Genomic DNA, 13,943 nt, shown 5'->3' on the forward strand with positions numbered 1-13,943 from the left:
CGACCAAACACTTACAACCCAATTGACATAAGTACCAATTAGCGTAATATACATATGTTAATGATTATCATTGTTATTAACTTAGCCATCGAACTTTTTATATTCAGTGTTGTTTTAAAAAGCATGCTACCAATAAAAATCAACAAGCAAGCAATGCTCTGATTCTAAAGGGCTTTCAAATCATCAAAAGTTGTTTAAATTATAATTATCATACTTTTTGATATACAACCAATCAGTCAAATAAAGGAAGGTATTAAAATGGCAAAACCCACCCCAAGAATGCTAGAGATTGTTCGCAGTAAATACCTCACGCCACATATGTGCCGTATCACGCTTGGCGGTGCTGGACTGACTGATTTTCCGGCAGACCAAGAAAGTGCTTATATCAAACTGATATTCCCTCAAGGCGATGAGGCTCGACCATTGATGCGCACCTATACCGTCAGCGTTCAACGAAATGACGAAATCGATGTCGATTTTGCGTTGCACGAGACAGAAGGCCCTGCTTCAACATGGGCACGTAACGCCCAAATAGGTGAGAAAATATTAGTAGGCGGCCCTGGACCGAAGAAGCTGATTAACAATGAGGCTGATTGGTTTTTATTGATCGGTGATATGACAGCGCTGCCGGCGATTACCGTCAATCTTGCCCAGCTACCTGCTGACGCACACGGCTATGCAGTCCTTGAGGTTACCACCGAAGCAGATAAGCAACTACTCAAGAAGCCAGACAACGTTGACATTCATTGGGTGATAAATGCACATCCAAATGAACAAAGCAGCCCATTACTTGATCGCGTTAAAACGCTTACGTGGCTAGCAGGACAACCTGCAGTGTGGGCGGCATGTGAATTCCATAGTATGCGTGCCCTACGCCATTATTTTAAGGTAGATTGCCCAATACCAAAAACGCATTTATACATATCCAGTTATTGGAAAGTCGATAGCACAGAAGATCAGCATAAAGTTGTAAAGCAAAAGGATGCAGAGAGCGTATTATAATTTCGGTGTGCCAGTACGTATAAACGAAACTGACATCGAAACTAATATCGAAACTGACATCAAAAATAAAAAAGTCCGCTTATAGGCGGACTTTTTCGTCAAAAATATGATTAAGAATATCTATGTAACCTTGAACGAACCTCGAATCAATTAACCCTAATGCCATAGTCGGTTCAAGACCATTCAGGTACAAGGAAGGCAAGTTAAAGCACTACAAATAGTAGACTAAATGAGCCTGCCACCGTACCTGATTTATAGTGGATTGACTATATTAGTCAAGCAAGACATCACCATGCTCATCACGTAAATTATTTTTCATCATTTTCCCTGCGCCGTTGAGCACGATATTATCTACAAAGACGACTTTATCAGGTATTTGCCAACTGGCCACTTTACCTTTATAGAACTCAAGAATCTGCGCTTCATCTACTGCCGAGTCCGCTTCTTTGACGACAATTAAGACTGGACGCTCGCCCCATTGCTTATGAGTCGCTGCAATCGCTGCTGCCATCTTAACCTCTGGATGCTCCACAGCGATATTTTCTAATTCCACAGAAGATATCCACTCGCCTCCTGATTTGATCAAATCTTTTGAGCGGTCACGGATATTCATATAGCCGTCAGCATCAATCGTGGCGATATCACCGGTATCAAACCAGCCATCTGCAGTAATGGCATCTTTATTTTCAGTAAAATAATCATCAATGACCCAATGCCCACGAATCTGTAAGCGCCCTTGTGACTCGCCATCTTCAGCAACTGGCTTATCTTTTTGTTCCGTATCCATCAGACGTATCTTGACACCATAAGGAGGCCGACCTTGCGATTTACGCAGCTCATTAATTTCTTCTTTACTGAGCGATTTGTGCTTGGCTTTTATCTGATTCATCGTGCCGAGCGGACTGGTCTCGGTCATGCCCCAACCATGTATTGCATCGCAGTTAAAGTCCTCTCTAAAGGTTTTGATGACTGATGGCGGACATGCTGCACCGCCGACGATCGTACGCGTCATACTGTCCAGCTTACTGCCTTTGTTTTTGGCAGCGGTTAGCAGACTTTGCCAAATAGTTGGCACACCCAAAGCCACAGTCACTTTATAGTCATCAATTACTGCGACTAAGCTGTCACCATCAAGATTTGGACCGGGTAGTATCAGAGAGCAGCCCGTCAGAGCAGCAGCATAAGGCGTGCCCCACGCGTTGACATGGAACATCGGCACTACTGGTAGCAAGACATCTTGGGCAGACAACGAGGACACATCGGGCATACACAAAGCTATCGCATGCAGAACTGAGGAACGATGAGAGTACAAAATGCCTTTGGGATTGCCTGTCGTTCCTGAGGTATAACAGAGTGAGCTTGCAAGCTTTTCATCAAACTGCGGCCAGTCAAAATCAGGGCTATTATCTGCCAGCAACTCATCAAAGAACAGAGCATTCGGTAACTGCTCCAAGACTTTTTCGTCTCTATCACCCAAATAAATAAAATGCTTAATACCTTTGATGCGCTCTTTGATAGCGGTAATTAGTGGCAAAAAAGTAATGTCAAAGAACAAAGCTTGATCGTCCGCATCGTTAATGATGTAGGCAAGCTGTTCGGGGAATAAACGGGGATTAATAGTATGGCAAATCATACCGCTACCCGAGATTGCGTACCACGCTTCTAGGTGACGGCGATTGTTCCATGCCAAGGTTGCGATGCGCTCTGATGACTTAAGTCCCAGTGCTTGTAGCGCATTTGCCAAACGTTTTGAGTTATTGGAGACGGTCAACCAATCACTCTTGGTCATCTCGCCATTGACTTCTTTTGACAAGATAGCGGTATCACCATGATATTGGGCGGCGTGCTCAATGAGGCTGCTAATGAGCAGCGGCTGATACATCATTTTTCCTAACATCTGAATATCCTTATAGTGATTTTAGTGCTCGTCCGTGGGCATATTTTATATATGGAGCCTCATCAGTATACGTCAGTCTGAACAGTTAGAAAAATTAATTTCGTCTGATAGAAATAAAGAATATATCTTTTTTTCTTAATTAAGTAGCCGTTGTAGATGTCCTTATCAGTCTCTTTATTAGCGCTTTCAATACTGCCTACTACGTGTTCGTTCATCGGATGAACACGCTTATTTACACTTATATTTGCCCGTTACTTTCTAGAAATATACTGTCTCAACTTATGTTAAACCAGACATATTAGAAAACGAAAGCCTGCGCCTGTTTACGATCCAGACTGCACTACAACATTAGGCAAACCTTGTACCGCTCTGTTTGCCGCGTCAATAGCACCAGCGACATAGCCAGGAAACTGCGCTGACCATTCGCTACCGCAACCAGTTAGACTGTCTTGCCACACACCTGCTGTTGGCTTGGAAGCAGGTGCTACTGCGTGCTGACCTGCGCCACTGGCATCAGCAGGCATCGCCGTAAATGGATCTTGCGCCCAGTCTTTGATATATTCAGCAGTTGGTGTGTTTGCCTGTGTACCGAAAAGCCGCACCATCTGCGCACGGCAATGCGCTTTTAGCGCCATCTCCGAAACATTTTGGCGCACTTGCGCAGGGACGCCAAAGAAACCAAACACAGCGCCTTTGCCTTCTACTAGTGAGGCATCGTGAATCTCAGTGAGTGGCCCTATCGCGCTGCGTGCTGCACCTGACAGTCCTTGATTGCGCCAAAAGGGCGAGTCATAAACCGCCACATACTTGGCATGTGGTGCCATCCAAGTGGCGGTCTCTTGCCACTCTATCGCTAAATCTTGCGGTAAAGCAGGTTCAAATACAATATTATTGCCCGCCAACCGCGGTGGTAGCGCAAGTAATATATGCTGCGCTCGCAACGTAGTCGCATACCTAAAGCTATCTTCGCTCTCTATTTCGATATGCTGACCAGTCTTGGTTAAACGCTTTACGATTTGACCGGTTATGACACGCTTGGCATCTAAGCGCGCGTATAAAGCATCAGTTAGAGCCGTCATTCCACCCACGAGGCGCATAGATGGTGGCGAGCTCTGATAGCCTTGCGTACGGATAGGCAACTCATTGGCAGCACGTTCAACCATCGTATCGCCTTCTTCGAACTGGGCGAAACGTGGTAAATCTAATGCTTCAATCAAATCACTTAATTGTGGCTGATACTCTGGCCAAAACCACGACGGCCCTAAATCAAAGCCGTCGTTTGATTTTTTATGATCAACACTTTGACTGCTAGCATTCTGACCTGCTGATGACTTGGCAACAGTGATACGCCCGCCCAATCTATCACGAGCCTCTATCAATATATAATCGATGCCTTTTTGCTCTAATAAAAATGCCGCATATAGACCGCTTAGGCCACCGCCAACAATTACAATAGGTACGTCTTGCATATAAAATTATTCCTGCTTAGTTGAAATTATTCACCCAACAACTTAGTCAGCATCTCATCTATCTCAACCTTAAACTCTTTATCCTCAATCTTATTTGCCGTGATTTTGGCATTTTGTAGACTTTGAATAGCCGCTTCTTTGTTACCTGTCTCAAACTGTAGCACCGCCATAGAAAAAGCAATCGACGACAGATGATCTTTTGAATTGATCGCCTTTGCTTTTTCGAGTGCTTTGTCATAAATGACCAGTGCTTCATCCAAATCTTCTGTAAAGTCAGCAAGCGTTTCCCACTGCTCTGGATGATCTTTGTCTGTGTTTTCGTTATCAGTACAGACGGCTTTTAACTCAGCATAAAACGCATCAAATTTTTCTTGATTACCGATACGGTCAGCCTCTAGTAACTCTTCTGCCAATTTATAAATAGATTTATATATTTTGGTATTAATCATTGCTTACAACCTTTTATTGACTTGGGGTATAGATTATTTGGTTAGGATTATAACGTAATTCTAGGGCGTGTCCTCATTTTAAAAATGGTGATAAAAATGAGATAAATTGCAGTCAAACAAGGAAAATAGCGCAGATAATATCGGGATATTAACCAGCTATTTAACGATTTTTGACAAAATTTAGCCATTTTTAGCCCGTTTAGATATGATCAATTGAATTGAGGACACGCCCTAGCGGCTCAGATGATTGCCACAGAAAAGGACACGATATTTATATGGCTGCTATTAAGATTACTATGAACCTTATTAAGGTTGCTATTCATACTATAGTCGATTCAATTTAAAAGTAGTACAAGGCAACCAAGTGTAGATGTATATTTGATACTTCAAGCGAGGTTAACGCTGTAATACTTTTATAGTGGAATGACTATATTAAGGTTACAACTCTCGCCAGTGCAACCAAAGCCGCGTATCTAACTCAAATTGATGATATTCAGGCTCCATATGGCAGCATAATTGATAAAACGCTTTGTTATGCTCATGCTCTTTAAAGTGCGCCAACTCATGTACGACGATCATGCGCAAAAACTCAGGCGGTGCTTCTTGAAACAAGCTGGCCACGGTGATGCTGTTGTGCGATTTCAGCTTACTGCCCTGTACGCGAGACTGAGTGGTATGGATACCCAGCGCATGTTTTAAGACTTTTAATTTACTGCTATAACTGACATTCGATAACGGGCCAACTTTGCGCATATACTGGTTTTTAATGTCATTGATATATTGATAAAGCACCTTATCGCTTTGCACCTGATGCTGAGTGGGATACTTTTTTTCTAGATAAGCGCCCAAGTTACCATCGCTAATGAGTAACGCGGCTTGGGTTTGAATTTGCTCAGAATAATGAGCGATGTACTTTAATGTGGTCACAAATTTATCCTTTGCTGGTACTTCAAATTTTGTCTGTATAGATTTTACCCTATATCTACTATCTGCCTATCATTGGTTCATAAAAAAACCCCATAAGCTGAATTCAACTTATGGGGTTATTTTTTACAATATTTTTACTTAAATATTCAGAACGTGTTGATAAATCAATTAACGCTCTAAATGTAGATACTGCAAATGACGCTCGTACTGATTTAAAATATCGACCAATACTTGCTCTTTGGAGTAGCCCACCAAGTCATATTCTTGCGAGCCTTCGCTTAAGAACACTTCCGCACGATAATAGTATTCTGCGTTCTTAGTTGAGGTGCTCAATGTAAAGTTAGGACGTTCCGCTTTGATCAAATTAACTTCATAAATAAAGTCATCTTCATCGCCATGTCCAACACGCAATTTGAGACCATCTATTTGACCGCTACTCTCGTCCATACCCTCATCTATATCTTGCCCGATATGTTCAGGGTTACGGATATCCAAAGACGTCTTTAGACCACCTGCGGCAAACTCTTTTTCAACTTCCGTCATGGCAGGTCTGACCACATTTTGTAAAAACCGTTCAACTTGTGCATGTTTAGGGAAGCTAACAATACGTTGCAAGCGAGCTTTCCAGCTCTTACCGCTATCGAGCACGTTAGCCGTACCAATCGTACTGGCTTTGCGCTTATTGCCCTCTTCTTTTAATGATCTCCACATCGCCACCATATAGAGCACAAGAATGAGTGAGAATGGCAAACCTGCAATCACAGATACTGACTGTAATGAGGCAAAACCACCAGCAAACAATAATCCTAAGGTAATAAGACCGGTTGCTGCTGCCCAAAATAAGCGTAACCAAACAGGTGCATCAGTATCATTGGTCATACCTCTTGAGCTCAAGTTTGCTAATACTAACGCGCCTGAGTCAGCTGAAGTCACAAAGAATACTAACCCAATCACAACACCTGCAAATGATAGCACTTCGCTGTAAGGGAAATACTCAAACAAGGCAAACATGCCCATCGCCGCATCATTGACTGCGATTTCACCAAGTTCAGTGGCACCATTGGCAACCAAGTCTATCGCTGAGTTACCAAAGATAGAGAACCAAGCAAAGATGAAACCAAGTGGGATAAACATCACACCAAATACGAACTCACGCAGGGTACGACCACGGCTAATACGCGCAATAAACAGACCTACGAACGGTGCCCAAGCGACCCACCATGCCCAGAAAAATATCGTCCAGCCTGACTTCCAGTCAGCGCCTGCTTGACCATCATAAGCATAAACATCAAAAGTTTTGAAAACGATGGTTTGGAAGTATTGACCAATATTTTGGGTAAAGGTATTCAGCAAATAAACCGTGTTACCCATCACCAATATCGCGATTAATAGCAATATCGAAGACAGCATGTTGAATTCGGATAAACGGCGGACGCCTCTTTCCACACCAGTCATCGCAGAGATCGCCGCGGCAGCGACCACACCTATGATGATAAAGGTTTGAACCATTTTGCTAGATTCAATCCCAAACACATGAGTCAAACCAGCATTGGCTTGCAATACACCAATACCCAAACTGGTCGCGATACCCATCAAGGTACAAACCACACCAAAGGTATCGATACCATCACCAAGCCAGCCTTTAATTAAGCGCTCGCCAAAGATAGGCGTCAGTGGTGAACGTAACGCGAGTGGCATGTTTTTACGGTAAGCAAAGTACGCCAATGCCATCCCGATTAAGGCATAAATGCCCCAGCCATGTAGACCCCAATGTAAAAAGGTCTGCGCAAGTGCTTCACGCATAGCCGCCTCACTGGCAGGCTCTAACCCCGTATGCGGCGTCAGGTAATGCATCAACGGCTCAGACGCACCAAAGAACAATAAATCAATGCCGATACCAGCGGAGAACAGCATCGCTGCCCACGCTAAAAAGGGAAATTGCGCCTTTTCGTGATCTTGACCAAGCTTGATATCGCCATACTTAGAAAAGCCAACAAACAAGGCAAATATACTATAAGCGGCAACCACCAGCATGTAATACCAGCCAAAGCTCTCTGATACCCATGCCATGCTTGAACTTAATAATGCCTCACTATAATCTGGAAACGCAATCGTCCAGATTATCAATAAAATAGAAATAATAGCTGAGCCTAAAAAAACCGTCTTATTTAGAGTCAGGGGTTTCGTCGCATCCTTTGATGGCGAGCTGTACATAAAAGACCTCAATAGGTAAATTAAACAGGGTCTGATATTGCTTTGTCCGTCATAACTTTATGACTGATAACCGCATGACATACAAATAACTGCATGACGCACAAAGCAGTACCAATAAATAAAAATTTGTTGCTCAAGTAATGACCACTTCCATAATGGCTACTTCAGTAATTACTTAAGCAACAAGGTAAGTCATTAAAAAATCAATTTTAATGGTGTTCGTTTTCTAAAACAGTAGCACGGATAAAAAAGACCTTTATAAAAAGGCCTTCTTATTAATATTTAATTTAAACAGAACCATAAGCACGCATCGGCTCAGCTCTCAATGGTGCACCATTGGCGGTAAAATAATCTACCGTCGAGCGTGGTAATTGTACGCCGCGCATTTTATCAACGATTTTTTCTGCCAGCATAATGGTGGTCGCGTTGAGATTACCACTGATGATATTTGGCATAATTGACGCATCAACCACGCGCAAGCCATCGATGCCGTGTACGAGTCCTTCACCATTGACGACCGAATCATTGTCTTCGCCCATCGCACAGGTACAAGACGGATGATAAGCGGTTTCGCTATGATTACGGACATATTCATCTAACTGTGCATCAGTCACTAGATCATCCGTTGGTGCAATCGAGCGACCACGATAAGGATCAAGTGCTGGCTGATGCATAATCTCACGAGTGATGCGCATGGCAGCACGGAACTCTTGCCAGTCTTGATCATGAGACATATAGTTAAACAAGATACTCGGATGAGCACTTGGGTCTTTCGACGTCAGCTTGACACGACCGCGGCTTGGCGAGCGTAATGAGCCCACGTGTGCTTGGAAGCTATGCGATTTAACCGCACTACGACCATCGTAGCGTACCGCCAGTGGTAAAAAATGGTACTGAATATTAGGATGCGTAAATTTCTCATCGGTACGAATAAAACCGCCACCTTCGAACTGATTTGACGCGCCAAGACCCGTACCATTGAATAACCACTCCGCGCCGATGGCGGGCTTGTTCCACCATTTATTGGAAGGTGCAATCGACACTGGCAGCTTACATTCATACTGCATATACAGCTCTAAATGATCTTGCAAATTATTACCCACACCTGGCAAATCTAGAATCTCATTGACACCTAAGTCTTTTAGCCATTGACCAGGACCAATACCAGAGCGCTGCAATAGTTGTGGCGAAGCAATTGCACCAGAGGAAACAATCACTTCACGCGATGCATGAAAGTTCTTGGTTTGACCTTGATGCTCGACTTTGACACCGATGGCACGCTTACCATCAAACAAGATTACATCGGTCAGTGCACCCGTCAAAATTGTGATATTGCTGCGCGGTTTAGCACGGTCCAGATAGCCACGGGACGTTGAAGCACGGCGACCATTAGGCGTCACGAAGCGATCCATCGGCCCAAAGCCTTCTTGCTGATAGCCGTTTAAATCGTCGGTACTCGGATAGCCAGCTTGCACGCCTGCTTCAATCATCGCTTGAAACAGTGGATTGACCCCTGGTTTTGAGGTGGTCATCTCAACGGGACCACCCACACCATGATAGTCATTCTCGCCAGCATCGCGGTTTTCCAACTTTTTAAAATACGGCAGGCAGTCCAAATACGTCCAATCTTCTAAGCCTTTAATCTTAGACCAATCATCAAAATCTAGTGCATTGCCACGGATATAACACATACCATTGATCAAAGATGAACCGCCAAGCCCTTTGCCGCGACCGCAGTCCATGACACGGTTATTCATATTCGGTTCAGGATCGGTCTTGTAGCCCCAGTTATAGGTTGTTCCTTGCAACGGCATGGCGAGCGCTGCTGGCATCTGTGTGCGAAAATCTAAACGATGATCTGGACGACCAGCTTCCAACAACAATACCTTAATATTGGCGTCTTCGGTCAGACGTGTGGCCAGCACATTGCCTGCTGATCCTGCACCGACAATGATGTAGTCATATTCAGGTGTGGTTGATGTCATAACATGCTCCATAATATTGAAAAATAAATCATTTACTATCAGCAAAGTCGAACAAAGAACAAATTAGCTCTACTGAACCACTTTACTGATTAAGAATTTTCTCAATACAAATGATTAAAATACAGATTCAAACTTACCCAATTCTACTTGGATAGATTTGGTCTGAGTATAATGCTCAAGGGCTTCAATGCCGTTTTCGCGGCCAATACCCGAATGCTTATAACCGCCGACTGGCATTTGAGCGGCTGATTCGCCCCATGTATTTAACCAGCAGATACCCGCTTCAATTTGAGCAATGACTCGATGTGCTCGGGTCAAATCAGCAGTCACGACGCCAGCTGCCAATCCATACTCAGTATCATTGGCACGGCGAATGACTTCTTCTTCGGTCTCATAAGTCAATATCGACATCACTGGGCCAAAGATTTCTTCACGTACGATAGTCATTCCATCAGTACAGTCAGTGAATACCGTTGGGGCAACGAATGCGCCATTTGCCAATTCGCCTGTCATCACACGGTCACCACCTGTTAGCAAGCGTGCGCCACTGGCTTTACCTTGCTCGATATAGCCGAGCACTCTTTCCATATGCGGGAAGCTAACTAGTGGGCCCATGTTGATGTTTTCATCCATTGGATCACCCAGCTTAATACGATTGGCACGCGTCAAAATTGCTTGCTCAAACTTAGCTTGCATCGCTTTAGGAATGAACACACGCGTACCATTGGTACATACCTGACCACTGCTATAGAAGTTCGCCATCATGGCGATGTCAGCAGCAGTGTCGATATTTGCATCATCAAAGATAATTAGTGGTGACTTACCACCCAGCTCTAATGTTACGTCTTTAAGAGATGATGATGCCGCACTCGACATGACTTTTTTACCCGTCGGTACGCCACCAGTGAAGGATACTTTTGCGATATCAGGATGCTGAGTTAAGGCCTCACCCACTTCATAATTCCCTTGCACGACGTTGAATACGCCATCTGGTAAACCTGCTTCTGTCAAAATTTCTGCCAGTTTCAATGCCGTCAAAGGTGTTACTTCTGACGGCTTAAAGATCATCGCATTACCAGCAGCTAGTGCTGGTGCTGCCTTCCACATCGCGATTTGGATCGGATAATTCCACGCACCAATACCAGCGACCACGCCCAGCGGCTCACGGCGAGTATAAACAAAGCTGGTATCACGAAGCGGAATCTGACGACCCTCAATCATTGGTGCAAGACCTGCATAATATTCAACGACATCCGCACCAGTGACGATATCGACATACTTGGTTTCAGAGTAAGCTTTGCCAGTGTCTTTCGTTTCGAGCAATGCCAGTACGTCATTGCGCTCGCGTAATATCTCAACCGCCTTTGATAGGATTCGACCACGCTCAACTGCTGTCAGCGCTGCCCAAACTTTTTGACCTTTTTGTGCCGCTTTTACCGCTTCATTGATCTGCTCATCGGTCGTTTGCTGAATCGTCGCCAGCACTTCACCCGTCGCTGGATTGATATCTTCAAAAATCGTCAGCGTTTCATCTACCGCCAAATAACGGCCGTTAATATAAGCCGTTTGTATTTGTTCTAAGTCGATAATATCTGTTAAGTTATTTGAGTTTGTATTAATAGCTGTCATGCAGTGCTCCTATTGACGACTGGCAAAAGCCTTATGAACAAGCTAGTACCGAATAATGTCGTCATGGTTTAAGTTTTAAAAATAAAAGTTATATCGTTATATGATTAAAAGTCGTTGTGTGACTAAAATTTGTTATATGGCTAAAAATCGTTATGTACTTATCAATTGTTCTTTAATAAATTATTTGAGCGCAGCGTTTTAATAAATGCGCTGCACCATCTTTATGCATCAAAGCCACGTTGCGTCATTTTTATCAAACGATCACGTAATGACTGTTTATCTACTATGTCAATGCCGGAAAAATCTGAGAGCCAAATCCCATCAGCGACCAAACGTGCCATACATAAGGTCTCGGTATTATCAGTTGGCTCATGCTTTTTCAATTGCTGATTTGACCACTCAGCCCATAGTTCGCGCAGCTTACTATCGCCTAGCATCAATACATACAACGTTGCTTGGCTATGAAATTCTGCCTGTCCTTTTTCGCCTAGGCTAATCGTGGCATCGATATAAGCGCGGGTAAAAGAGCCATAACGCACGGGGTCTTTAGCCATTGCTGTATCTACTTCTGCCTCAAACTTCGCCATCGCATCATGAAACACTTCCAAAATAAGCGCGTTTTTAGTGGCGAAATGATGCATAACGCCACCTTTAGTTACCCCAACGGCATCAGCGACTGCTTGAAAGGTCACTTTAGATAACCCTTGCTCTAGCGTTATTCGTGCTGCCTGATCGAGCAGCGCCCGACGCACAACTTCTGGCTGTTTTTTACGTTTGTAAGCGTTTTCCACTTCCATATCAATGCACCACAGAATTAGAGAATAAGTTCATCACCATCACACCGCCCACAATCATAGCGATACCAACTGCTGCTGCTGTATCGAGGCTTTGCTTAAAAAACACCAAGCCCACGAGTGATGTCAGTACGATTCCGAGTCCGCCCCACAGCGCGTAGGCAATACCAAGCGGTATGGTTTTAAGGGTCTGCGTCAACAAATAAAACGAGATGACATAAAGCAAACCCATAATGAGCGTCGGTACCAAACGCGTAAACTGCTCTGACTTCATCAAGAAGGTGGTGCCGATCACTTCACAAATGATGGCAATGGCTAAGTAACCATAAGCAATAGTGGTAGGACTCATATTTAACATACCTTTTCGAATCAAGCATGTTTCTCGATTCAGTATCAATTGGTCATAATAAATTGTTTGAGCATGTATTAAAGATACCGTACGGTCGGTATTCTATAGACATATTCTAGCAATGTGAAGGGCTAACTCATAAGTTTTTTGTTTCAAGTGGTGTATGTATTGCGTTAATATTCAAAAAGATAGGCAATTCATCTAATCAAATATGATTGCAAAGACTGATAACTAATACTGATGAGTGCTTATTTTAATGATGAATTAATAAGGCTAAAACCTTCTGTAAAGGCCTATCAATTAAGGCTTGCCCTAGTTATTTAATCCTAGTCACTTAATCTAGTCACTCAATAAAGATTTCAGATATAAGGATTCATCAAAATAGCCCGTTTGATAAGGGATTACGGGTTATTTTTGATAAGTTACGACAATATTTATTATTAATGTCATAATAAGGTTGACAGCCTCGAACGACTTGGCTAAAATGTGCCCCACATAACGCAAACAAGATAAGTAATCGCTTTGATATAAAGCATGAATAATCTGCTGTTATGACCATCTATTCTCCAATAGCTCAGTTGGTAGAGCAACGGACTGTTAATCCGTGTGTCCCTGGTTCGAGCCCAGGTTGGAGAGCCATATACTAAAAACCTTCATCATAATTTGATGGAGGTTTTTTTATTGTTGCCCCTTTTATATTTACTTCTAATAATATTAGCACAGCTGCGGTGTTCTTTTAGACATTTTTGTTGTATGGTAAGGTTAGTCTTGATTGGGTTTGTTTTTGTTTGAGTGCTTTGCTCCTACTCACTAAAAGTAATGGTTTATTATGATACCTGTACGTATAAAAAATAAGTTTTCTGATCATCCGCAAAAAATCATGCGGCCAGTTAGCATTCGTCTGTCTGAAGAAATGATTTCGCTACTAGAAGCGACTTCGTCTGAGTTAGGTTTCAAACGTATTCAAGGTCTTATACGCTTGTATATTCGCCAAGGTCTCGATCGTGACCATCAGGATTACACCCTAGCCCATGATGAAGTATTTATCGAAACCCTCCGTAAGCGCGGTGTGAGCCAACATATCATCGATGAGGCTATTGTGGTAACGCACAATAACAATATTACTCATCCTTTGTCTGAGCTACAGAACAACGATTAGTAGCACTGCTATTAAATGCTATTAGAAAAGTACATTTAAAAAGTCACTGGTCGGTCGTATAAAACCTCA

11 protein-coding genes and 1 tRNA gene are annotated in these 13,943 nt (G+C 43.2%); 3 read left to right on the forward strand and 9 right to left on the reverse strand.

Annotated elements, in window-relative coordinates:
• The first annotated feature begins 258 nt into the window (after positions 1-258).
• A complete protein-coding gene (locus IOD06_RS03230; protein WP_194619087.1) occupies positions 259-1,002 on the forward strand; it encodes a siderophore-interacting protein in 744 nt (247 codons plus the stop codon).
• 271 nt (positions 1,003-1,273) lie between these two features.
• On the opposite strand, the gene IOD06_RS03235 is transcribed toward IOD06_RS03230, so the two are convergent.
• The 9 genes from IOD06_RS03235 to IOD06_RS03275 all read right to left on the reverse strand — a co-directional run bounded on the left by IOD06_RS03235 (position 1,274) and on the right by IOD06_RS03275 (position 12,715).
• Positions 1,274-2,899 carry a long-chain-fatty-acid--CoA ligase gene (locus IOD06_RS03235; RefSeq protein WP_194619088.1) on the reverse strand — a complete coding sequence of 542 codons (1,626 nt, stop codon included), beginning with the start codon at positions 2,897-2,899 and terminating at the stop codon, positions 1,274-1,276.
• 323 nt (positions 2,900-3,222) lie between these two features.
• On the reverse strand, positions 3,223-4,368 hold the full coding sequence (locus IOD06_RS03240) for an FAD-dependent oxidoreductase (RefSeq protein ID WP_194619089.1): 1,146 nt from the start codon (positions 4,366-4,368) through the stop codon (positions 3,223-3,225).
• Positions 4,369-4,394: 26 nt separating this feature from the next.
• Positions 4,395-4,817 (reverse strand): tetratricopeptide repeat protein, encoded by a 423-nt coding sequence (locus IOD06_RS03245; protein ID WP_194619090.1) that lies wholly within the window; start codon positions 4,815-4,817, stop codon positions 4,395-4,397.
• 438 nt (positions 4,818-5,255) lie between these two features.
• Positions 5,256-5,744, reverse strand: coding sequence for a M48 family metallopeptidase (locus tag IOD06_RS03250; RefSeq protein ID WP_194619091.1), 489 nt, complete (start codon positions 5,742-5,744; stop codon positions 5,256-5,258).
• A 168-nt stretch (positions 5,745-5,912) separates the two neighbouring features.
• Positions 5,913-7,958 carry a choline BCCT transporter BetT gene (gene betT / locus IOD06_RS03255; RefSeq protein WP_194619092.1) on the reverse strand — a complete coding sequence of 682 codons (2,046 nt, stop codon included), beginning with the start codon at positions 7,956-7,958 and terminating at the stop codon, positions 5,913-5,915.
• Positions 7,959-8,245: 287 nt separating this feature from the next.
• Complete coding sequence (gene betA, locus IOD06_RS03260; protein ID WP_194619093.1) at positions 8,246-9,943, reverse strand: choline dehydrogenase; 1,698 nt, start codon at positions 9,941-9,943, stop codon at positions 8,246-8,248.
• A 114-nt stretch (positions 9,944-10,057) separates the two neighbouring features.
• A complete protein-coding gene (betB, locus tag IOD06_RS03265; RefSeq protein WP_320157424.1) occupies positions 10,058-11,530 on the reverse strand; it encodes a betaine-aldehyde dehydrogenase in 1,473 nt (490 codons plus the stop codon).
• A gap of 263 nt (positions 11,531-11,793) precedes the next feature.
• Positions 11,794-12,369, reverse strand: coding sequence for a TetR/AcrR family transcriptional regulator (locus IOD06_RS03270; protein WP_194619095.1), 576 nt, complete (start codon positions 12,367-12,369; stop codon positions 11,794-11,796).
• A 1-nt stretch (position 12,370) separates the two neighbouring features.
• Positions 12,371-12,715, reverse strand: a complete 345-nt coding sequence (locus IOD06_RS03275) for a multidrug efflux SMR transporter (RefSeq protein WP_010196452.1) — start codon at positions 12,713-12,715, stop codon at positions 12,371-12,373.
• A 563-nt stretch (positions 12,716-13,278) separates the two neighbouring features.
• Between IOD06_RS03275 and IOD06_RS03280 the strand changes: the two genes are divergently transcribed.
• Together IOD06_RS03280 and IOD06_RS03285 are read left to right on the forward strand one after the other, a co-directional pair.
• Positions 13,279-13,354, forward strand: a tRNA-Asn gene (locus IOD06_RS03280).
• Between the two features lie 190 nt (positions 13,355-13,544).
• Positions 13,545-13,874, forward strand: coding sequence for a CopG family transcriptional regulator (locus tag IOD06_RS03285; protein WP_194619097.1), 330 nt, complete (start codon positions 13,545-13,547; stop codon positions 13,872-13,874).
• Positions 13,875-13,943: the final 69 nt, after the last annotated feature.

The sequence above is a fragment of the Psychrobacter sp. N25K4-3-2 genome, from assembly GCF_015351755.1.
Taxonomy (GTDB): Bacteria; Pseudomonadota; Gammaproteobacteria; order Pseudomonadales; family Moraxellaceae; genus Psychrobacter; species Psychrobacter glaciei.

Excerpts from the sequence above, each read along its gene's own strand:
- IOD06_RS03230 (WP_194619087.1), top strand. The coding sequence starts at position 259 with ATGGCAAAACCCACCCCAAGAATGCTAGAGATTGTTCGCAGTAAATAC.
- IOD06_RS03235 (WP_194619088.1), bottom strand. The coding sequence starts at position 2,899 with ATGTTAGGAAAAATGATGTATCAGCCGCTGCTCATTAGCAGCCTCATT.
- IOD06_RS03240 (WP_194619089.1), bottom strand. The coding sequence starts at position 4,368 with ATGCAAGACGTACCTATTGTAATTGTTGGCGGTGGCCTAAGCGGTCTA.
- IOD06_RS03245 (WP_194619090.1), bottom strand. The coding sequence starts at position 4,817 with ATGATTAATACCAAAATATATAAATCTATTTATAAATTGGCAGAAGAG.
- betT (WP_194619092.1), bottom strand. The coding sequence starts at position 7,958 with ATGTACAGCTCGCCATCAAAGGATGCGACGAAACCCCTGACTCTAAAT.
- betA (WP_194619093.1), bottom strand. The coding sequence starts at position 9,943 with ATGACATCAACCACACCTGAATATGACTACATCATTGTCGGTGCAGGA.
- IOD06_RS03270 (WP_194619095.1), bottom strand. The coding sequence starts at position 12,369 with ATGGAAGTGGAAAACGCTTACAAACGTAAAAAACAGCCAGAAGTTGTG.
- IOD06_RS03275 (WP_010196452.1), bottom strand. The coding sequence starts at position 12,715 with ATGAGTCCTACCACTATTGCTTATGGTTACTTAGCCATTGCCATCATT.
- IOD06_RS03285 (WP_194619097.1), top strand. The coding sequence starts at position 13,545 with ATGATACCTGTACGTATAAAAAATAAGTTTTCTGATCATCCGCAAAAA.